Source organism: Sphingomonas sp. 22R3R2A-7 (assembly GCF_036856055.1).
Classification (GTDB): Bacteria; Pseudomonadota; Alphaproteobacteria; order Sphingomonadales; family Sphingomonadaceae; genus Sphingomonas.
The window spans coordinates 148,318-168,936 of sequence record NZ_JASPFR010000001.1 but is presented as its reverse complement, the minus strand read 5'-3'; the positions used below and the strand labels follow the sequence as shown (position 1 = coordinate 168,936).

The following is a 20,619-nucleotide window of genomic DNA, read 5'->3' as shown; positions in this document are numbered from 1 at the left end:
GCCGATGCTTGGCAGACGAGATTTCCTTGGCCGCAGCGGGCTCGCACTCGCCGGCCTGACGACGGGCTGCGCGACGACCCCGCGGCTTGCCGCGCCGACAGGGCAGATAACCGGCAACGCGCTGGTCGCCGATCTGCAGGAGCGGACCTTCCGCTTCTTCTGGGATACCACCGATCCGGCGACCGGGCTTGCGCCCGACCGCTGGCCGACGCCGTCCTTCTCGTCGGTCGCGGCGATCGGCTTTGCGCTGACCGCCTATCCGATCGGTGTCGTGCACGGCTGGATCACGCGCGAACAGGCGCGGGCGCGGACGCTGACGACGCTGCAATTCCTCGCGGACGCCCCGCAGGGCGACGGCGCGACCGGCTTCAGCGGGTATCGCGGCTTCTTCTATCATTTCCTCGGCGTCACCAAGGGGCAGCGTTTTGCACGCTGCGAACTCTCGACCGTCGACACCGCGCTGCTGCTCGGCGGGACGCTGTTCGCGCAAAGCTGGTTCGATGGCGATCATCCCGACGAAGTGCGGATCCGCGCGCTGGCCGAGCGGCTCTACACCGCCGTCGAATGGACCTGGATCACGCCGCGCGCACCCTTGCTGTCGATGGGCTGGCATCCCGAGACGGGGTTCATCAAGAGCGACTGGGATGTCTATAACGAGGGGATGCTGCTGTACGTGCTGGCGCTCGGATCGCCGACACATCCGCTGCCCGAGGGGACGTGGCAGGCCTGGTCGAGCCGCTTCGAGATCGTCGTGGAGCGACCGCTGGGGGCAGCCCCATCTCCATTTCCCACCGCTGTTCGGGCATCAGTACAGCCATGTCTGGATTGACTTTCGCGGCATCCGCGACGCGTACATCGCGACTCACGACATCGATTACTTCGAGAACAGCCGGCGCGCGGCGCATGCCCAGCGTGCCTATGCGACGGCGAACCCGGGCGGCTGGCGCGGCTATGACGCGGAGGTCTGGGGCCTGACCGCGTGCGACGGTCCGGGCGACTTCACGACGCGGATCGCCGGCGTCGATCGCACCTTCTACAGCTATTCCGCGCGCGGCCCGGGCGACCGTGACGACGGCACGATCGCGCCGACTGCGGCGGCCGCGTCGATCGCGTTCGCCCCCGATATCGCCACGCAGGCGATCGGCGCGATGCATCGTCGCTACGGCGCGGGCATCTATGGCCGATACGGGTTTGCCGATGCGTTCAACCCGACGCTGACCGCACCGCCCGGCCCGCTCAAGCATGGTCGCATCGTCCCCGGCATCGGCTGGGTCGACGGTGACCACCTCGGCATCGACCAGGGCCCGATCGTCGCGATGATCGAGAATGCGCAGTCGGGGCTCATCTGGAACACGATGCGTCGCAATCCGCACATCCGGCGCGGGTTGCAGCGCGCGGGCTTTTCCGGCGGCTGGCTCGGCTGAACGTCGCCGTCGGCGCGGCTTGCGGCGGGAGGTATAAGCGGGAACAATGGCAGCACCGCTGCCCCGGGCAGCACAGCACAAGGGACCCTGCGTGATCCGTACCCATCTTGCCCCGATACTCGCCGCCGCCATCCTCGTCCCAGCCCTGGCCTCTTCGCCGCTATCCGCACAGGATACGCCGTCGCGGCCGAAGGCGGCCAGCGCCGCAGACCGGGCTAAGGAGGAGGTCGAAGCGGCCTGGGCGCATGCGCCGGTCGACGAGCAGGAGGTACGACACCGGGATTCGGTCACGATCGCAGGTCGCCGCTATCCCTATACCGCGTCGGCGGGCACGCTCACGCTGCGCAACGTCGAGGGCAAGCCGACCGCGTCGATGTTCTACACCGCCTACACGCTGGACGGGACCAAGCCGGGCACCAAACGCCCCGTGACGTTCCTGTATAATGGCGGCCCCGGATCGCCCTCGTTCTGGCTGCGGATGGGATCGTTCGCACCGATCAGGATCCGCACCACGAACCCCGAGTTCATCCGCCCCGCCCCGTATGACGTCGGTCCCAATCCGGACTCGCTGCTCGACAAGACCGATCTCGTCTTCCTCGATGCGATCGGAACGGGCTATTCACGGCCGCTCGGCGATACCAAGCCCGAGGCCTTCTACGGCACCGACGAAGACGCGGATGCCTTCGCCAGGGGCATCCTGCGCTACGTCACCAAATATGGCCGCTGGATGAGCCCCAAGTTCCTGCTGGGCGAAAGCTATGGCACGCTACGCTCGGGCGCGCTCGCCTATCAGTTGCAGGAGCGCGGCATGGCGCTGAACGGGGTCGTCCTGCTCAGCTCGATCATGAACTATGGCTATCGCCAGCCGGGGCTCGATCAGGTGTATCTGAACTATCTGCCGAGCTACGCCGCGACCGCCTGGTATCACAATCGCATCGCCAACCGCCCTGCCGACGTCGCGACGATCGTCGCCGAAGCGCGCACCTTCGCGACCGGGCCGTACATGTCCGCGCTCGCAAAGGGACAGTCGATCTCGGATGCCGAACGCGACCAGGTCGCGCAGCGGATGAGCCAGCTGACGGGGCTCGGCGTCGACTTCATCAAGCGGGCCAATCTGCGTGTCGACCTGCCGCGGTTCCAGAAGGAGCTGCTGCGCGGATCGGCCCGCACCGTCGGCCGGTTCGACTCGCGCTACACGGGCATCGACACCGATGCGGCCGGCGAGCGGCCGGAGACCGATGCGTCGTCGGATGCGATCTCGGGCGCGTATATCGCGTCGTTCAGCGACTATCTGGGCTCGACGCTGAAGTACGAGACCGAACTGCCGTATCGCCAGTCCGCGCGCGATGCCGCCGGCTGGACCTGGAACTGGAAACACGCCGCCCCCGGTCCCGGCCAGCCGCAGAACAACCCCAATACGGCGATCGACCTGGGTGCGGCGATGCGCGCGAACCCGTATCTCAAGGTGCTGTCGATGAACGGCTATTACGACATGGCGACGCCGTTCTTCGGGACCGAAAACGACCTTGGCCATATGATGCTGGACCGTGCGCAGCAGGCGAACCTGCGCTTCACCTATTACCCGGCGGGCCACATGACCTATCTCAACCCCGAGGCTCTGCACCAGATGAAGGCGGATCTGGCGCAATGGTATGACGAGGCGGTCAGCGATGCCCGGTCGGCGACACCGCCCGTCCCGGCAACGACAGCGTCCGCGACCCCGCCGAACCAGATGCCGAACTGATCGGCGCGCGGATGGCCAGCCCGTTACCCGACGGCTGCGCCATCCGCCGCCGCAAGCGCCAGCGTCTTGAGGTCGACTGCGGTGTCGGCGAGCGATGCAGGGTCGAGCCGCGCTGACCCCACAACCAGCGCGCGGCCCTGCACGTAATCCTTCACGCGGTTGACGCAGTCGAGCGCGATCACGCGCCCCGCCTTCAGATAGATCAGCGAGAAGCTGCGCGTGCCGGGATCGCCGCGCGTCACGATGCCGTCATACCCCGTCGACAGACCGACCGTCTGGAGCTTGAGGTCATATTGATCTCGACCAGAACCACGGCACCGCGTGATACGGCTCGGGAGCGCCGGTCAACAGCTTGGCGACGGTCATCGCCTGGTCGTTCGCGTTCTGGACCGACTCCAGCCGGATCACCTGCCCCTCCGCAAACGCGCTGGCGTGCGCGGCGCAATCGCCGATCGCGAACACGTCCGGCAGCGACGTCCGGCAACAGGCATCGACCGTCACGCCGTTGTCCCCCTCCGCACCAGCCTGGATGAGCGGCGCGACCGCAGCGACGATGCCAATGCCGACGATCACCATGGTGCATGCGAGCAGCTCGCCGTCGGCAAGCCGGACGCCGCATACCGCGCCATCCGCCTCCTCGATACAGGACACCGCAACGCCAGTGCGCACGTCGACGCCGTGCGCGCGGTGTTCCGCCTCGAAGAAGCGCGACAGCGGCTCGCCCGCCACGCGCGCCAGCACCCGGTCCTGCGCCTCGATCACCGTGACCGACTTGCCGAGCTTTGTCAGGACGGCCGCCGCCTCGAGCCCGATATAGCCGCCGCCGATGACCACGACGTTGGTGACGCCGGGCAGTTCTGCACGCATCCGATCGGCGTCCGCACGCGTCCGCACGGTATGGATCCCCGCCAGGTCATGGCCCGAACAGGTCAGGCGTCGTGGCGCTCCGCCCGTCGCCCAGATCAGCGAACCGTAGCGCAGGACGTCGCCGTCGGCCGTCATCACGCTATGCGCCTCGGCATCGACGTGCGTCACCGTCGTGCCCAGCAACAGCGCGATCGCGCGATCCGTCCAGAAGGAGGGCGGTCGCAACAAGATGCGCTCGAACGGCTTGTCGCCCGCCAGATACTCTTTCGACAAGGGCGGCCGTTCATAGGGCAGCGAAGCTTCGTCGCCGCCGATCGCGATCGTGCCGGCGAAACCGCGCTGTCGCAGCCCGATCGCGGCCTGCGCACCCGCATGTCCCGCACCAACGATGAGCACGTCATGGCAGACCGGTTCAGCCATCAGCGATAGTCCTTCCGAAAATTGAGCCGGTTGATGCGTCGGACGATCGGAATGATCAATGTCCATGGCCTGCCCTCCCCCGAAATCGCATGGGCATGCGTCGCACGGAACCATATTCAACCGCGGGGCGCAGACGCCGATCCTGGTTGCAGCATTCGAACGCAACGACGATACGGGATCCCGACTAGCGGAAATACCAGGAAACTTGTCGATGCAGCGCCACCCTTTGCTTCCCCTGGCCGTCATCACGCTGATGGCGGGGTGCGGTCAGGCACAGAACGCCCCGCCACCCCCGGCGGAGGCCAAGATGCGGCCGGTCAATTACGGTACGTCTGCACCGAGCGCGAACAAGCCGTTCAAGGCGACCGAGATTGCCGCATTCGATGCGCCATGGGCGCTCGCCTTTCTGCCGGATCGCCGCATGCTGGTGACCGAGAAGACCGGCCATCTCTGGCTGGTGACGCCCGACGGCGCGAAGACCGAGGTGGGCGGCGTACCGACGGTCCATGACGAAGGACAAGGCGGCCTGTTGTTCGTCGCGACGTCGCCTGCATTCGGCCGGGATCGACAGGTCTATTTGACCTATTCCGAACCCGGAGAGGGCGGCGACGGACTCGCGCTGGCGAAGGCGACGCTCGGGACGGTCGCGGGCAAGCCGGTCCTGCAGGGGCTGCAGGTGATCTGGCGGCAGCTTCCGCGCGGCGCCGGTGGCCAGTTTGGCGGCTATATCGCGTTTTCGCCCGACGGCCGGTATCTGTTCCTGACCTCGGGCGAGCGTCAGCGCTTCAACCCGGCGCAGGATCCTGATCAGGCGCTCGGCAAGATCCTGCGGCTGACGCTCGATGGAAAGCCTGCACCGGGTAATCCGGGTCAAGGCAAGACGGGCGCGACCACGATCGGCGTCATCGATCCGCCCGAAAACACCGCGTCCGCGGCGACCGCACCCGTGCGCAAGGCAACGATCCCCTCGCCAAATCTCACGCCTGCGGAAACATGGTCGACCGGGCATCGCAATCCCTATGGTCTGGCCTTCGATACGCAGGGCCGCCTGTGGGAAACCGAGATGGGGCCTCAGGGGGGCGACGAACTCAACCTGATCGAGCCGGGCCGGAACTATGGCTGGCCGATCGTGTCCTATGGAAAGAATTACGACGATACGCCGATTGCCAAGCCCGATACCCGGCCGAACTTCCAGGAGCCCGCCTTGTACTGGGATCCCGTCATCGCACCGGCGGGGCTCGCATTCTATGACGGCACGATGTTCCCGCAATGGCGCGGGTCTGCGTTTGTCGGGGGGCTGGCCGCGACATCGCTGATCCGGATCGCGTTCGACGGCACGACCGCGAAGGAAGTCGAGCGATGGGACATGGGCGCGCGCATCCGCGCGGTGATGGCGGGGCCGGACGGCGCGCTCTGGATCCTTGAGGATGGCAGCGGCGGACGCCTGTTGCGGCTCACCACGACCCGCGGCGCGTAGGAACCTCGCCACGATCGCGGGGCGGTCGCGCGGATCGCGACCCTACGTGTTTTCCGACGCTCGGGGCGCGCGGGACTTTCGGCTAGGCGCATGGGGCGGCCGCTTATGGGACGCGCGGGATAAGGGACGCCACGATGGTCGAACATGTGAGCCAACACGCGGCCGCCGGGGCCCCGCCCCCAGGTCCTGGGCGCGCGACCTGACGACCCGCAACGGCCTGGTCTTTCACGTGCGCCCAGCCTCGCCGGAAGACGAACCCGCGCTCGATGCGTTCTTCGGCCATGTCGACGCGGAGGACCTCCGCTTTCGTTTCTTGAGCGCTGTCCGCAAGGTCGACCATGACCAGCTGAGGGCGATGGTCACGATCGATCACGATCGCACCGAACATTTCCTCGCCTTCGATCCCGCGACCGGCCAGATCATCGCGACCGCGATGCTCGCAGCCGACCAGAGCTTCCGCCGTGCCGAAGTCGCGATCGCGGTCCACCGCGATTTCAAGCGGATGGGGATCAGCTGGACGCTGCTCGACCATGTCGTGGATTTTGCCCGCTGGAAGGGCATCCTGACGCTCGAATCGATCGAGAGCCGCGACAATCACGACGCGATCGATCTCGAGCGCGAACGCGGCTGGATCGCGTCGGCCTGCCCGGGCGACCCCACGTCGACGATCCTGCGGATGACGCTCTAGGCGGGCGCCTCGGGCCGGGCGTCAGACCGCGCCGCCGATCAACGCCCCGATCGCCGCGGTCGCGATCATCGCGAACGCACCCCAGAAGGTGACGCGCACCGTCCCGCGCCAGACGGTCGCGCCCCCGGTCTTCGCCCCGACCGCGCCGAGCATCGCGAGGAACAGCAGCGACCCCGCACCGACCGCCCAGATCAGCACACCCGGCGGCACGACGAACACGCTCAGCAACGGCAACGCCGCGCCGACCATGAAGCTCGCCGCCGACGCGAACGCCGCCTGTACCGGCCGCGCGCGCGCGCCCAGCGTGATGTCGAGCTCGTCGCGTGCATGCGCGCCGATCGCGTCCTTCGCCATCAGCTGCGCCGCGACGGTCGCGGCGGTCGCGGCGTCGACACCGCGCGCGACGTAGATCGCCGCGAGTTCGGCCAGCTCGCCATGGGGGTCGTCGACGAGTTCGCGGCGTTCGCGGTCGAGTTCGGCGGTCTCGGTATCCGCCTGCGCGCTGACCGAGACATATTCGCCCGCCGCCATCGACATCGCCCCCGCGACCAGCCCGGCCGTCCCCGCGATGACGATCGCGCTCGTGTCGCCCGCGGCCTCAGTCGACGCTGCCGCAACGCCGATGATCAGGCTCGCGGTCGAGACGATCCCGTCATTGGCGCCGAGCACGGCTGCACGCAGCCAGCCGATCCGGTCGGCGACATGACGCTCGCGGTGCGACGACAGCGCCCGCATCTCAGGCGATCGCGAGCATGTTCTCGACCTTCACCGCACCCGGCGCGGCCCAGGCCGTGCGCTCGGCCACCATCCGGTCACGCGGCGAGTCGACCGATCCGGTCAGCCGTATCGTGCCGCCGTCGACCGAAACCTTGATCGTGTCGCCGTCGAAGAACCATGAGCGGTGCAGTGCCGCGCGGATGTCGTTGCTGACATCGGTGACGTCGACGCGCGGCTGCAGGACGATATGGTTCGTCACGCCCACCACGCCCGCAAGCGTCCGCACCGCGGCCTCCGCTGCATCCTTCTGGAAATGCCAGCGCACAGTCCCGCGCAGGCTCACCCAGCCATCCTCGACCTGGGCCTTGATGCAGTCGTGCGGGACGATCGTGTCCCAGGACAGCCGCTCGACGATCGCGGTGGCGATGGCCTCGTCCCCCCGCTTGAAGCGGTCCTCGAGCCGGACCTCGATCTCTTCGGCCACCGCCTTGACGCCGTCGACGCGCGCCGCCGCGCGTTCGGCGGCATATTTCGCCGCATAGCTGCCGGCGTGGCCGCTGAGCGTGACGACGCCGTTGTTCGCGGTGACGCCGATATGCCCGGCGGGGACGCTCGGATCCCAGTTGAGTTCGGCGAGAACGGCTTTCTGCAATCTGGCATCGTGCGACATGACACTCTCCTGAAGGGGCGCGGCGCGTGCCGAACCGTTGGTCACAAGCCTATCGACGCACCCCGTCGCCGACAGAGTCGGGAACTACGCACACGCCGCCGACTGCGTAGTTCCCGATAGTTTCGCACGCGCGCCCGATCGCCGACGATGGACGTCCAAGAGGGAGACCGCGCATGACCTATCCAACGCTGCTGGTGCATCTCGATGGCGGACGCCGAAACGCCGCCCTGCTCGATGTCGCCGCGACGCTCGCCGACCGGCATGACGCCGCGGTGATCGGCATCGCCGCATGCCGCCCGGTCCCGTTCGCGATGGGCGACGACTATCTCGGCGGCGACTATGCGGTGATCGAGCGCGAGATCGTCGCCGACGAACTCGCGCGCGCGAAGACCGAGTTCGAGGCGCATCACGGACTTGCGCGGCATGTCCTCGAATGGCGCTCGATCCCGACGCTTTCCAACATCGCGCACGTCGTCGCGCGGCAGGCGCGCGCCGCCGATCTCGTCATCACCAGCGCGGGGCCGGGATTCGCCGATCTCGCGACGCATGCGGATACCGGCGACCTGATCCTGCGTGCGGGCCGCCCGGTGCTCGTCGTTCCCGACAGCGGCGCGACGGCGACCTTCTCGACCATCATGGTCGCCTGGACCGACACGCGCGAATGCCGCCGCGCGATCAGCGATGCGCTGCCGATGCTGCGTCTCGCCGGGCGGGTCGTGATCGCCGAAGTCGCGATCGACGTGCTCGATGCGCGCGCGGCGATCGACGATGTTGCCGGCTGGCTCGCGCGCCACGGTATCGCGGCCGACAAGATCGTCTCGCGGCCGAAGCGCTTGAGCACCGACACGCTCACGGCGCTCGCCGACGAGGTCGGAGCGGACCTCGTCGTCGCCGGAGCGTACGGCCACAGCCGGATCCGCGAATGGGCGTTCGGCGGCGTGACTCGCGACCTGCTGTTGCGCGACCGGCGCTGCACGCTGCTGTCGCACTAGGCGATGACCCGCCTCGCAAGCCGCAAGTATCTGAAAACACTCGCGATACTAAATCCAAGACTAAGTATCGGCGGGACGATCCTGTTCGCGATTACGGCGATCGAGGGAGTGTTGGCGTATAGTGCGTAATTCGCCTAGCGTGTGTCCTGTCGCGATGTCGGCGGTCGAGACCCCGATCCCCGACAGATCGCAACCGTTCGCCGAACAGGGCCCATCGCGCAATGACTTGCCGCTCCGTGCCACGAGCAACCGTACCGCCCGCATGAACGCGCCCCGGTCGCCCCACGAGCACGACAGCGCAGGAACCGCCGCGCGCGGCGATGCGACGCTGGCGGAGGAACTGGGGCTGCTGATCGATGGCGCCACGACCTATGCAATCTACATGCTCGATCCGCAGGGGCGCGTGACGATCTGGAATCGCGGCGCCGAGCGGATCAAGGGCTGGGCCGAGGCAGAGATCATCGGCCGCGACTTCGCGATCTTCTACCCCGCCGACGATATCGCCGCGGGCAAACCCAAGGCCGACCTTGCCCGCGCGCACGCCTGCGGACGGATCGAGGAAGAAAGCTGGCGGGTTCGCAAGGACGGCTCCGAATTCCTCGCCGCCGTCACGATCACCGCGCTTCACGACGATGCAGGCGCACTACGCGGGTTCGGCAAGGTGATCCGCGACATCACGCACGAAAAGGCGGCCGAGGCCGCGATCGTGCGGCGCGAGCATCACCTGCGCTCGATCCTGAACACCGTCCCCGACGCGATGATCGTGATGAACGAGCATGGCATCGTCGCCTCGTTCAGCGCCGCGGCCGAGCTGGTCTTCGGCTACGCCGCCAGCGACGTGATCGGGCAGAACGTGGCGATGCTGATGCCGCAGTCCGAGGCGCGCGCGCACGACCGGCATCTGCGCACCTATCGCCGGACGGGCGAGCGTCACGTGATCGGCAATGTCCGGCTCGAGAGCGCGATGCGCAACGGCGGCGAGATCTTTCCGATCGAGCTCGCGGTCGGCGAGGCGTCGATTGCCGGCGAACGGATCTTTACCGGCTTCATCCGCGATCTGACGCATCGCCGCGCGACCGAACGCCGCGTGCAGGAGCTTCAATCCGAACTCGTCCATGTCTCGCGCGTCAGTGCGATGGGAACGATGGCATCGACGCTCGCGCACGAGATCAACCAGCCGCTGACCGCGATCGCCAATTATCTGGAGGCGGCGCGTGCGATGATCGGCGACGATGGCAATGCGCTGCTGACCGACATTGCCGAGGCGCTGGACCTGGCGGCGGCGCAGTCGTTGCGCGCGGGGACGATCGTCCGGCGGCTTCGCGCGTTCGTCGATGGCCGCGATACCGGGTTCCGCGACGAACCGCTCGACCTGCTCGTCGAGGAAGCGACCAGCCTTGGCCTGCTCGGCGCGCATGAGGCGGGTATCGCGGTCTGCACCCGCGTCGCACCGGGCGGCGCGATCGTGCTGGTCGATCGCATCCAGATCCAGCAGGTGCTCGTCAACCTGATCCGCAACGCGATCCAGTCGATGGCGGGCTCGCCCGACAAGGTGCTGACGATCGCCACCGCGCGCGAAGGCGACGGCTATATGCAGATTACCGTCGCGGACACCGGCACCGGGATCGACGCCGCGGTCCGTGCGCGCCTGTTCGAAGCGTTCGCAACCACCAAGGAGGACGGCATGGGGCTCGGCCTGTCGATCTGCCGGACGATCGTCGAGGCGCATGGCGGACGGATCTGGGCCGAGGGCATCGCCACCGGCGGCACCACCTTCCACTTCACCGTGCCCCTCGCGCAGGGCCAGGACACCGACACCGATGACTGACCAGCGCCGCACCGTACATATCGTCGACGACGACGAGGCGATCCGCCAGTCCGTCGGCTTCCTGTTGCGCAAGGCCGATTATAAGGTCGAGACCTATCCCTCGGGCACGCAGTTCCTGAAGGCGGTCACGCGCGAGACGCGGGGCTGTGTGCTGCTCGACGTCCGGATGCCCGATCTCGACGGCCTCGCGGTGCAGGCACGCCTTGCCGAGACGGGCATCGCGCTCCCGGTGATCATGCTGACGGGGCACGGCGACGTCACGCTCGCGGTGCGCGCGATCAAGGCAGGCGCGGTCGAGTTCCTCGAAAAGCCGTTCGAACGCACCGTGTTGATCGCCGCGATCGAGACCGCACTGGCGCAGGCGGCGCGCGCGGACCGCGGCGATCTGACCGCGGCGGACGCGGTGGTCCGGCTTGCCGCGCTCACGCAGCGCGAACGCGACGTGCTCGACGGCATGGTGCTCGGCCGGCCCAACAAGCTGATCGCGTACGACCTGTCGATCGCGACGCGTACGGTCGAGGTCCACCGCGCCAACCTGATGGAAAAGCTTTCGGCGCGCAGCCTGTCGGACGTGCTGCGCATCGCCTTCGCCGCCGGGCTGGGCGACCCCGCCGATCGCGCCTGACGCGCCGCGCCCTCGCCTACTACGTACAGACGCCACGTCGCGCCGCTGCCATCCAGGGTCTCGATGAAGGACGCTGCGATGACCGAGGAAACACCCCCAGCGCATGACGGCATCGGCGTCCTGCTCGTCGAAGGCGATCCGCATGTGCGACGCGCGCGCCAGATCATGCTGCTGTCGGAGCAGTACGACGTCCGCTCCTATGCCACGGGTGCGGCGGTGCTAGCGGATCCGCGGTCGCGTGCCGCTCCGTGCATCGTCGTCGATACCGAGGGATCGCCGGGGGCCGGCATCGACGTGGTCGAGGCATTGCGTGCCTCGGGCTGGCGGGGAACGGCGATCCTGCTCGACGGCAGCGCCCCTGCGACAGCGCTGCTCCGCGCCGCCGAACGCCACGGCGACCGGGTGCTCAACCGCGCGACCGGCGACGGCGCGTTGCTGAGTGCGATTGCTGCATCGCTCGGGTACGATCGGTCCGGCAGGCCCGCATGCCGGTGCGCACGCGACGGCACCGAATAATGTCCGTCGTGACGCCGCGAACGCCGCCGGATCCGCGCGATCGGGTGGCGATACGCCGTGCCCAATACGCGACGTAAACGCATCGTATTCCGGTTTAAATTCGCCTCCGATATGGCGCTAATCCGAGTGATGTGCTTATTGTTACGCATCGGTATCGATGCAGCCCACAGGGGTCTTCTGATGGAAGATGTCAACGACGGCCATGGTTCCACGGTCGAGCCTCTCGCCAAGGCGCGGCGCGCCGAGTCCATCGACGTCGTTCCGCGCGGAAATGCCGCGCTGCTCCAGATGGCGGAATATACCGGCGACCTGATCGGCCTGTGCGATGCCGGCGGCCGGCTGGTCTATCTCAACCCTGCGGGCCGCCGCCTGATCGGGATCGAGGAGGCCGACATCTTCCCGATGCGGCTGACCGATTACGTCGTTCCGGACCAGCGCCATCTCGTCGACGAGGTCGTGGTGCCGACCGCGCGGCGGGACGGCGTTTGGAGGGGCGACATGCAGCTCGCCAATGTCAGGACCGGTGCCATCATCGACGTACAGCGCTCGACGTTCGCGACGCGCGACGAGCGCGGCGCGGTCACGGGGTTCGTATCCGTCATGCGCGACGTCACGCAGGCGAAAGCCGAGGAACACCGGCTTCGTCGCCAGGTCGAGACGTTCGAGGCGTTGATCGCGAACAATCCTTTCGGGGTGTATCTGGTCGATGCCGACTTCACGCTGCGCGTGGTCAGCCGGGGGGCACAGATGGTGTTCGCGAATGTCCGTCCGCTGATCGGGCGCGATTTCGCCGACATCCTCCGTGCTGTCTGGCCCGAGCCATTCGCCAGCGAAGCGATCGGCCACTTCCGACGGACTCTCGACACCGGCATCGCCTATCAGGCGGGACCGACGTCCGAGCAGCGCGTCGACGTCGAAGCGCGCGAGGCGTATGACTGGCGGATCGAGCGCGTGAGCCTGCCCGACGAGCGATACGGCGTCGTGTGCTATTTCTACGATCTCACCGAGCGCGAAGACTGGACTCACGTCCTGACAGAACGCGAGGCCGAGCTCCGTGATCTGACCACCGACCTCGAACGGCGTGTGCGCGCGCGCACCGCGGCGCTGAACCTCGCCAACGAACGCCTCGCCACCGAGATCGAGCGACGCGAGGCGGTACAGGCGGCGCAGTTGCAAAGCCAGAAGCTCGAAGCGCTGGGCCAGCTTACCTCGGGCGTTGCGCACGACTTCAACAACATCCTCGGTGCCGTGATCGGCGGGTTCACGATCATCCAGAACCGCAACGACGACCCGCGCATCCAGCAGATTGCGACGATGGGGCAACGTGCCGCCGAGCGCGGGGCGGCGCTCGTCCGGCAGCTTCTCGCGTTCGCGCGGCAGGAAGACGTCGTCGCGCAGCACATCAATCTGGCCGGGGCGATCGGCGAGATCTCCGACCTCATCAAGCATGGCATGCGCGGGACCGTCGCGCTCACGCTCGAATGCGACACCGGGCTCTGGCCCGTCCATGCCGATCCGACGCAGCTGCAATCCGCATTGCTCAATCTCGCCAACAATGCCAGCGACGCGATGAACGGGGTAGGCCATCTGCGGATCGCGGTGAGCAACTGCGCGGCCGCGGCGGCGGATCATCCGCTCGAGCTCTCAGGGCAGGACGCGATTCGGATCGTCGTGGCCGATGACGGCCCCGGCATGTCCAGCGATACGCTGCAACGGATCACGGAGCCGTTCTTCACGACCAAGGAGCGCGGCAAGGGAACCGGGCTTGGCCTCGCCATGGTGCAGCGCTTCGTCGAGCAATCCGGCGGTGCGCTCCGGATCGAGAGCCGGCTTGGTCAGGGAACGACCTTTTCGATCTACCTGCCGCGCGCGGTCGATCGCGGCGTTTCGGCTGCGAGTCTGGCGAGCGAGGACACAAGCAGCGACGTGGCCGGACGCGCGTTCGAGACGGTGCTGCTTGTCGACGACGATGACGAATTGTGCGCGATGATCGCCGAGGGGCTGGCGGACGAGGGGTTCGACGTGGTGGTGGCCCACGACGCGCGCGCAGCCCTCGACGTGTTGCGAACACGTGGCGTCGATGCGCTCGTCACCGATGTCGCGATGCCCGACATGACGGGGATCGATCTGGTCGCGCGGGTGCGCGCGTCGGGACCCGACATCCCGTGCGTGTTCATGACGGGCATCACCAATGACGCCGCTCTCACCGGCGAGACGGTGGTGCAGAAGCCCTTCAGCCCCGCGGTCCTGCATTATGCATTGCGGCGTATCCTCATCGCACGCGATCGCCGCGCATCGGATGCCGAGCGGCTCGACCGGCTCGCGCTGCGGCTGAAATCGGACTGCACGCGGTCGTTGCTCGACCATTGGCGCGCCGTCCGCGGGGCCTTGACCGTACCGTTGTTCGACGCCTTCGCGATCACCGCGTGCAGCGAGCCACACCGGATCGTCGTTGCGCGGATCGACCTCGGGAAGGTGCCGATCGACTTCACGTTCACGCTGGTCGGCAACACCCTGCGCGATGCGGTACCGGACGGCATCGACGTGGCCGACATGCCGGTCAGCGGCAATGACGCGCTGGCGGCGCGCGAAGCGGCCTATCGCCGCTGCGCGCTCACGGGGAAGCCGTCGTACGAACATGCCCGCATCGACCTTGGCGACGGGTATCGCGAGACGTTCGAGCGACTGCTGCTCCCCTTCTCGTCCGACGGCGTTGCGGTCGATCATATCGTCGGCGCCGTCGTCATCGAGCGTGAGGCTGTGGAGGAATGATCGTGATCGACGCGTGCGAACTACCCGATTTCGACGCGCCGCGCCTCGCGATGGCGATCGAGGCGCTTCCGAGCGAGGCGGTCGATACGCTACCCTTTGGCGCGATACGTCTCGGCGACGACGGCAAGGTCGAATATTACAGCGCGGCGGAGCGGCATCTGTCGGGCTCCGGCGATCATGACCGGCTCGGACTCGACTTCTTCAGCCAGATCGCGCCGTGCATGGACAATGCCGACTTTCGGGGTCGCGTCGAGCGTGCCCGGGCGTCGGGCAAACTCGACCTGGAGTTCAGCCATGTCGGCGACTTCGAGGATCGCGACCGAGAGCTGACCGTGCGGATCCAGTCCGCGAGCACGGGCGGCTACTGGATCTTCATGCGCCGCGACTGAGCGCGGCGTCACGCCGTCGCGCGACATTGCACCGGTCGGGCGAGCAAACTCAACGTCGGCTTCGGCATTGTCGGCATCCTGTCGCCGCTGGTGTCCGGTACTGCGGTGGCCGCACCGCGCCCCCGGGATCGGTCGAAAGCCGCGAGAGAACGGCCTGCCGCGTATCGGGCCAACCGCATTGCGCCGTCGACCGGGAAGCGGCAGCATGCGTGCTCAAGGAACGGGAGACCGCATTGTGTCTGTTGCTGTTTTGGATAGCCGACGGCTGAACCTCATCGCGCTCGTCCCCGAGAACGCCGTGTCGATCTTCGACCGGTTCCGCGAATTTCCGCGGTTTGGCGAGATGCAGCAGATCGCGGTTCGCGGCCGTACCGTGGCGGAGCGAAACGCGATGGCGGCGCGCATCGATGCCGCGGTGTCGATGTCAGATCGTGCCGTCATGCTTCTGGCGCAGGGAACCGCATGCGCCGCTGCCGCATGGTGGGCACGCCTGTCGCCGAGATCCTATACGGCGAACGTCTCCGGCGCGTTGCTGGTGGCGCCCGAAGGCGCAGGCCGCGGTCGTCAGAGTTTTGCGTCGCCCAAATTGACCCTCCCCTTCCCGTCGATCGTCGTCGGCGCGGATGACGAAATGCAGCGGCTCGGCGTGGAGTGGGGAAGCCGGTTGATCGACGGCCCGCTTCTGACCACGGCGACAGCGCCGACCGGTCGCCTGCGCACGATCATCGAACGCTTTACCGCCGCGGTCGTCGAGCGCGACGTCGAGGCGGCGTATCGCATCCTCCATGCGATCGGTGATCGCTAGGCAGCGCTGGACCCGAGCTCATCCTGGAGCAGACGTCGGCGGATGCCCGACCCGATCCGCGCTGCTCGCGAGACGATAGGTCGGCCTCCTCGAAATTTCGACGCCGCCTAACCACATGCAGGTCAACGGAGTTTTCTCATGACCAGCTATCGCAAGACCGACGCCGCAGTCGCCGCGCTGACCCCCGAGCAGTTCCGCGTGACCCAGCAGAACGCCACCGAGCGTCCCGGAACTGGCGCACTGCTCAACACCAAGGCCGCGGGGATCTATGTCGACATCGTGTCCGGCGAACCGCTGTTCGCGAGTGCCGACAAATATGATTCCGGTTGCGGCTGGCCGAGTTTCACAAGGCCCATCGACCCCGCGAGCGTGACCGCGAAGCGGGACTGGTCGATGCTGATCCCGCGCACCGAGATCCGCTCGACCGGCGCAGACAGCCATCTCGGCCATGTCTTCAAGGACGGCCCGCGCAGCCGCGGCGGGCTGCGCTACTGCATCAACTCGGCGGCATTGCGGTTCGTCCCGCGCGCCGCGATGGCGGAGCAAGGCTATGCCGCGTATCTCGACCAGGTCGAGGACGTCCCCGCCAATACCGAGCGCGCGGTTCTCGCCGGCGGGTGTTTCTGGGGCATGCAGGATCTGATCCGCGCGATGCCGGGCGTGGTGTCGACGCGCGTCGGCTATTCGGGCGGTACGGTCGTCAACGCGACATATCGCAATCACGGCACGCATGCCGAGGCGATCGAGATCGTGTTCGACCCTGCCCGCACCGACTTCAGGACATTGCTCGAATTTTTCTTCCAGATCCACGATCCGACCACCCCCAACCGGCAGGGCAACGACCGCGGCGTCAGCTATCGGTCGGCGATCTTCTACACCGACGAGCGCCAGAACGCGGTCGCCCAAGAGACGATCGCTGACGTCGACGCATCAGGCCTGTGGCCGGGCAAGGTTATCACCGAACTCTCCCCGGTCGGCGACTTCTGGGAGGCCGAACCCGAGCATCAGGATTATCTCGAGCGCAAGCCGAACGGCTATACCTGCCACTTCGTCCGCCCCGGCTGGACGCTTCCGCGCCGCGCGTCGGCGGGCTGAGGCGCCTCCCGCCGCGTCGCAATGGTTCGCACGCGGCGTGGTTCGCTTGCGTCCTGGCCGTGTCCAAACGCCCGGCTTTCAGCTAGGCGGTGTGCGGTCAGGGTTGTAAGCATGATGAACGCAGTGTCGAAAGCATGGGATGGCGCGCTGGTGCGCAAATGGCTGGAGAGCCGTGTCGATGCCGCAAGGCTGGAGCAGGCCGCAGCGGACAGGCGCGGTTATGCGGCGCAGGACGATTATGACAAGGCGGCCGCCGAGGAATGGGTCTGCCGAAGTCTGAAGATGTCCGGACATACCGACGACCAGGCGGGGTTCGCTGAGCGGGTCAAGACACTGCTCGCGCAGGAGGAATATCGGACGACGGGCATCCATGACGACCGCCGGTTCGAGCGGTACGTCCGCGCCAACCTCCGGAAGATCGCCAAGATGACCAAGGCGAATGATGGGTTCGCCAACACGCTGCGGTATCAGGGCTGACGCTTCGCCACGCCGTCATGCATCGGTGACGATGAAGCGGCAGTATGACGTGGCGGGTCTACGGGCGCGCTACCTCGTGTCCGAGAGCCGGGATGCGGCAATCGTCATCGCCGTTTTCGAGCCTTTCCAGCGCGCGAGCGACGCCCCGCCGCGGTGCCGCTGTTCGCCGCATCCTCCTCGGCGAGCTTGCGCCACCGTTCGACGCGCGCGGGATCGAGCGTTCCCGCCGCGATCGCGGCACGGATCGCGCATCCGGGCTCGTCGGCATGGACGCAGTTCGCGAACCGGCACTCGAGCGTCACCGCCGTGACATCGTCGAAGACCTCGTCGACGCCCGAGGCCACTTCGGACATCTGGATCTCGCGCATCCCCGGCGTGTCGACGAGCCAGCCGCCCTCGCCCGCAGGACCGGCAACGCGGTGCATCTCGCGGACGGTGGTCGTGTGCCGGCCCTTGCCGTCGTTCTCGCGGACCGCCTGCGTCGCGATGCTGTCGGACCCCTTGAGCGTGTTGACGAGCGTGGACTTGCCGACGCCCGACGATCCCACCACCCCGACCGTTTCGCCGAGGCCGCAATATTCCGCGAGGTGCGCAGCGCTCGCCAGATCGCGCCCGTCGACCAGCTCCACCCGCAGTCCCGACTGGAGCGCGCGGGCCGCTTCGACCAGGTGCTCGGGGGCCGGCGACAGGTCGGCTTTCGTGAGCACGACCACGGGCCGGACGCCAGCCTCGCGCGCGAGCACGAGATAGCGTTCGATACGCGCGACGTTGAAGTCCTGGTCGCAGGCGGTGACGATGAACAGCGTATCGACGTTCGCGGCGATAAGCTGGATCCGGCGATCGTCGCCCGGTGCGGGCCTTTTGAACAGGCTCGTCCGGTCGAGAATGCGCACGAGGCTCCGCGTCGTGCGGTCGATCAGCAACCAGTCGCCGACGGTCGGTCGGTCTTCCGGCCCTCCCTGCACATGCCCGATCGAGGAGATCGAGTCCTCGACGCCTTCCCCGGCTACGGTCACCCGTCCGCGGTGGACCGACATGACGCGAACGGGCTGGCAGGCAAGGCTCTGCTCGGCGGAGACCTGATCGCTGAAGAAGGGCTTCCAGCCGAGCTGCGCGAGCGTGGGATCGGACAAGTTGATCATCGCGTCAGCCGACTTACGATCCGCCGGGCTCATCCGCGTCCGGCGCCTTCTGTTCAGCCGCCCGCTTGTCGACCTTGGCCTGCGCCTTTTTGGCGGAGCCCGAAGCCTTTACCATTTCGCGCTCGCGGCGCTCAAAGTCGTAATTCGGTTTGCGTGCTATGTCGGTAGCTCCGGGCTCGGGGTCCCGGCTTGAGCAACACGCTCGACCTGAGGATCCGTACCTCCCGGTTACACGGATCGAGCGCGCGCGACTAGGGTTGCAACAAAGGTCGCGCGTCCCTGAGGGTCGTCATCGGCAGACGAGCCGCCCGCCCGCGTTACGCGGGCGGCGGCGTTCGATAGCAATACACCTTGCCGCCACGGCCTTCTGGATTACTGTGCAGACATGATCACACGTCGCACCGCCATCGCTTCTTCTCTCGCCCTGTGCGCGACCGCGGGGATGGCCGCGCCGCCTGTGCGTCGCGGCCGGCTGAAGCAGTCCGTAAGCCGCTGGTGCTACCAGAATATCCCGCTCGATACGTTGTGCGCCGCCGCCGCGCGCATCGGGCTCCAGGGCATCGATCTGCTCGAGCCCGCGGATTACGAGGTGCCGCGCCGGCATGGATTGCGCTGCACGATGGGCTATGCCGCCGACATCATGACGATCCCCAACGGTCTGAACCGGCGTGAAAACCACGCGGCGATCGAACAGGCGTTCCGCATCGGCATTCCGCAAGCGGCCAAGGCGGGCGTACCCAATGTGATCGCCTTCTCGGGCAACCGCCGCGGCATGTCCGATGAGGAAGGCGCCGACAACGCCATTGCGGGGCTGAACCGTGTCAAGCGGATCGCCGAGGATCATGGCGTGACGATCTGCATCGAACTGCTCAACAGCAAGGTCGACCACGCCGACTATATGGCCGACCATACCGCCTGGGGCGTGCGCGTCGCCAAGGCGGTCGCCTCGCCGCGCGTCAAGCTGCTCTACGATATCTACCATATGCAGATCATGGAAGGCGACGTGATCGACACGATCCGGAAGAATATTCAGTGGATCGGCCATTTCCATACCGGCGGGGTTCCGGGGCGCCATAACCTCGACGACACGCAGGAGGTGAACTGGAATGCGGTGGCGCGCAGCGTTGCCGATGTCGGCTTCCAGGGCTTTTTCGCGCATGAGTTCGTGCCGGTCGGTGATCCGCTGACGGCACTCGCGCAGGCGGTCCGGACCTGCACCGTCTGACCCTCATCGGGCGTTGCTCGCTAGGTCGGGGCGTCGTCCAATAGCAGTCGGCAGAGGCACGGCGTGAACGCCTGACCTCAGGTGCGACCGGCTCATTCCGGCGTCGGCTTTGCAAGCGACGAGCGGCGTCGCCATGTCACCAGCTCGACGATGTGCGCAGTCGGTGGCGCTGGAGAATGCCTGTGGAGAAGATCGGTTTTGGCGGTGGGTGCCATTGGTGCACCGAGGGCGTCTTCCAGGCATTGCGCGGCGTCGTCAGCGTCGACCAGGGCTTCGTCCAGTCGGAAGCGCCGTCCGACGCCTGGGCGGAAGGCGTCATCGTCACGTTCGATCCCCGCGTCATCGGCCTGGCAACATTGGCAGAGGTTCACCTGAGGACCCATTCCGCAAACGGGACCTATTCGCCCGGCGGACGGTATCGGAGCGCGATCTACATCTTTGATGCGAGCCAGCGCGACGAGGCTGCACGGACGGTCGCTCGCTATGCACGGGAAACGGGCGAGCCAGCCCGGACGCTCGTATGTCCGTTCGTCGGCTTCAAGCCGTCCGACGCGCGGTATCAAGACTATTACCGAACCGACCCGAACAGACCGTTCTGCCAGCGGTACATCGATCCCAAGCTCGACTATATCCGGAAGAACTTCGCGGACATCATGCTGCCCGATGGAACGGGGCATCACGTCGAACGAGGTGGCTTTTCGACCGCGGCGCCTCCCGTGCCGCCGGAGGGCACTGGCGGGTCCTGA

Annotated in this window: 17 protein-coding genes and 2 pseudogenes; 15 read left to right on the top strand and 4 right to left on the bottom strand. The window is 67.2% G+C overall.

Going from position 1 to position 20,619, the window contains the following annotated elements; genetic code table 11:
* The first annotated feature begins 4 nt into the window (after window positions 1–4).
* Window positions 5–1,424: pseudogene (locus QP165_RS19905) on the top strand (glucoamylase family protein).
* Window positions 1,425–1,515: 91 nt separating this feature from the next.
* A complete protein-coding gene (locus QP165_RS00815; RefSeq protein WP_333993167.1) occupies window positions 1,516–3,168 on the top strand; it encodes a S10 family peptidase in 1,653 nt (550 codons plus the stop codon).
* Between the two features lie 23 nt (window positions 3,169–3,191).
* On the opposite strand, the pseudogene QP165_RS00810 reads toward QP165_RS00815, so the two are convergent.
* Window positions 3,192–4,455, bottom strand: a pseudogene (locus tag QP165_RS00810) (NAD(P)/FAD-dependent oxidoreductase).
* Between the two features lie 211 nt (window positions 4,456–4,666).
* On the opposite strand from QP165_RS00810, the gene QP165_RS00805 reads away from it, so the two are divergent.
* Both QP165_RS00805 and QP165_RS00800 read left to right on the top strand, forming a co-directional pair.
* The gene (locus QP165_RS00805) at window positions 4,667–5,932 is read left to right on the top strand and encodes a PQQ-dependent sugar dehydrogenase (RefSeq protein WP_333993166.1); all 1,266 of its coding nucleotides are present in this window, start codon (window positions 4,667–4,669) and stop codon (window positions 5,930–5,932) included.
* Between the two features lie 229 nt (window positions 5,933–6,161).
* A complete protein-coding gene (locus QP165_RS00800) occupies window positions 6,162–6,620 on the top strand; it encodes a GNAT family N-acetyltransferase (protein WP_333993165.1) in 459 nt (152 codons plus the stop codon).
* Between the two features lie 21 nt (window positions 6,621–6,641).
* Here QP165_RS00800 and QP165_RS00795 read toward each other — a convergent pair whose 3' ends face one another.
* Window positions 6,642–7,355, bottom strand: coding sequence for a VIT1/CCC1 transporter family protein (locus QP165_RS00795; protein WP_333993163.1), 714 nt, complete (start codon window positions 7,353–7,355; stop codon window positions 6,642–6,644).
* 1 nt (window position 7,356) lies between these two features.
* Window positions 7,357–8,007 carry a BON domain-containing protein gene (locus tag QP165_RS00790; protein ID WP_333993162.1) on the bottom strand — a complete coding sequence of 217 codons (651 nt, stop codon included), beginning with the start codon at window positions 8,005–8,007 and terminating at the stop codon, window positions 7,357–7,359.
* Between the two features lie 173 nt (window positions 8,008–8,180).
* On the opposite strand from QP165_RS00790, the gene QP165_RS00785 reads away from it, so the two are divergent.
* From QP165_RS00785 to QP165_RS00745, 9 genes are all read left to right on the top strand, one after another.
* Window positions 8,181–8,999, top strand: a complete 819-nt coding sequence (locus tag QP165_RS00785; RefSeq protein ID WP_333993160.1) for a universal stress protein — start codon at window positions 8,181–8,183, stop codon at window positions 8,997–8,999.
* A gap of 262 nt (window positions 9,000–9,261) precedes the next feature.
* Window positions 9,262–10,827 (top strand): PAS domain-containing sensor histidine kinase, encoded by a 1,566-nt coding sequence (locus tag QP165_RS00780; RefSeq protein ID WP_333993159.1) that lies wholly within the window; start codon window positions 9,262–9,264, stop codon window positions 10,825–10,827.
* Window positions 10,820–11,452 (top strand): response regulator transcription factor, encoded by a 633-nt coding sequence (locus tag QP165_RS00775; RefSeq protein WP_333993158.1) that lies wholly within the window; start codon window positions 10,820–10,822, stop codon window positions 11,450–11,452. The genes QP165_RS00780 and QP165_RS00775 overlap by 8 nt, the downstream gene beginning before the upstream one ends.
* Window positions 11,453–11,530: 78 nt before the next feature.
* Window positions 11,531–11,968 (top strand): hypothetical protein, encoded by a 438-nt coding sequence (locus QP165_RS00770; protein ID WP_333993157.1) that lies wholly within the window; start codon window positions 11,531–11,533, stop codon window positions 11,966–11,968.
* 180 nt (window positions 11,969–12,148) lie between these two features.
* On the top strand, window positions 12,149–14,740 hold the full coding sequence (locus tag QP165_RS00765; protein ID WP_333993155.1) for an ATP-binding protein: 2,592 nt from the start codon (window positions 12,149–12,151) through the stop codon (window positions 14,738–14,740).
* Between the two features lie 2 nt (window positions 14,741–14,742).
* Entirely contained in the window at window positions 14,743–15,129 is a 387-nt protein-coding gene (locus QP165_RS00760) for a hypothetical protein (RefSeq protein ID WP_333993154.1), read from the top strand.
* Window positions 15,130–15,307: 178 nt separating this feature from the next.
* On the top strand, window positions 15,308–15,934 hold the full coding sequence (locus QP165_RS00755; protein ID WP_333993153.1) for an alpha/beta hydrolase: 627 nt from the start codon (window positions 15,308–15,310) through the stop codon (window positions 15,932–15,934).
* Window positions 15,935–16,072: 138 nt separating this feature from the next.
* On the top strand, window positions 16,073–17,029 hold the full coding sequence (locus QP165_RS00750; RefSeq protein WP_333993151.1) for a bifunctional methionine sulfoxide reductase B/A protein: 957 nt from the start codon (window positions 16,073–16,075) through the stop codon (window positions 17,027–17,029).
* Window positions 17,030–17,140: 111 nt separating this feature from the next.
* Entirely contained in the window at window positions 17,141–17,506 is a 366-nt protein-coding gene (locus tag QP165_RS00745; protein ID WP_443019250.1) for a hypothetical protein, read from the top strand.
* A 104-nt stretch (window positions 17,507–17,610) separates the two neighbouring features.
* Here QP165_RS00745 and rsgA read toward each other — a convergent pair whose 3' ends face one another.
* Window positions 17,611–18,648 (bottom strand): ribosome small subunit-dependent GTPase A, encoded by a 1,038-nt coding sequence (gene rsgA / locus QP165_RS00740; RefSeq protein WP_333993150.1) that lies wholly within the window; start codon window positions 18,646–18,648, stop codon window positions 17,611–17,613.
* Window positions 18,649–19,033: 385 nt separating this feature from the next.
* Between rsgA and QP165_RS00735 the strand changes: the two genes are divergently transcribed.
* Both QP165_RS00735 and QP165_RS00730 read left to right on the top strand, forming a co-directional pair.
* Window positions 19,034–19,873 carry a hydroxypyruvate isomerase family protein gene (locus QP165_RS00735; protein WP_333993149.1) on the top strand — a complete coding sequence of 280 codons (840 nt, stop codon included), beginning with the start codon at window positions 19,034–19,036 and terminating at the stop codon, window positions 19,871–19,873.
* A 182-nt stretch (window positions 19,874–20,055) separates the two neighbouring features.
* Complete coding sequence (locus tag QP165_RS00730; protein WP_443019249.1) at window positions 20,056–20,619, top strand: peptide-methionine (S)-S-oxide reductase; 564 nt, start codon at window positions 20,056–20,058, stop codon at window positions 20,617–20,619.

Bases quoted from the DNA above. Each gene is read 5' to 3' on its own strand.
- QP165_RS00750 (WP_333993151.1), top strand. From the start codon at position 16,073: ATGACCAGCTATCGCAAGACCGACGCCGCAGTCGCCGCGCTGACCCCC.
- QP165_RS00785 (WP_333993160.1), top strand. From the start codon at position 8,181: ATGACCTATCCAACGCTGCTGGTGCATCTCGATGGCGGACGCCGAAAC.
- rsgA (WP_333993150.1), bottom strand. From the start codon at position 18,648: ATGATCAACTTGTCCGATCCCACGCTCGCGCAGCTCGGCTGGAAGCCC.
- QP165_RS00790 (WP_333993162.1), bottom strand. From the start codon at position 8,007: ATGTCGCACGATGCCAGATTGCAGAAAGCCGTTCTCGCCGAACTCAAC.
- QP165_RS00765 (WP_333993155.1), top strand. From the start codon at position 12,149: ATGGAAGATGTCAACGACGGCCATGGTTCCACGGTCGAGCCTCTCGCC.
- QP165_RS00795 (WP_333993163.1), bottom strand. From the start codon at position 7,355: ATGCGGGCGCTGTCGTCGCACCGCGAGCGTCATGTCGCCGACCGGATC.
- QP165_RS00780 (WP_333993159.1), top strand. From the start codon at position 9,262: ATGAACGCGCCCCGGTCGCCCCACGAGCACGACAGCGCAGGAACCGCC.
- QP165_RS00735 (WP_333993149.1), top strand. From the start codon at position 19,034: ATGATCACACGTCGCACCGCCATCGCTTCTTCTCTCGCCCTGTGCGCG.
- QP165_RS00770 (WP_333993157.1), top strand. From the start codon at position 11,531: ATGACCGAGGAAACACCCCCAGCGCATGACGGCATCGGCGTCCTGCTC.
- QP165_RS00775 (WP_333993158.1), top strand. From the start codon at position 10,820: ATGACTGACCAGCGCCGCACCGTACATATCGTCGACGACGACGAGGCG.
- QP165_RS00805 (WP_333993166.1), top strand. From the start codon at position 4,667: ATGCAGCGCCACCCTTTGCTTCCCCTGGCCGTCATCACGCTGATGGCG.
- QP165_RS00745 (WP_443019250.1), top strand. From the start codon at position 17,141: ATGATGAACGCAGTGTCGAAAGCATGGGATGGCGCGCTGGTGCGCAAA.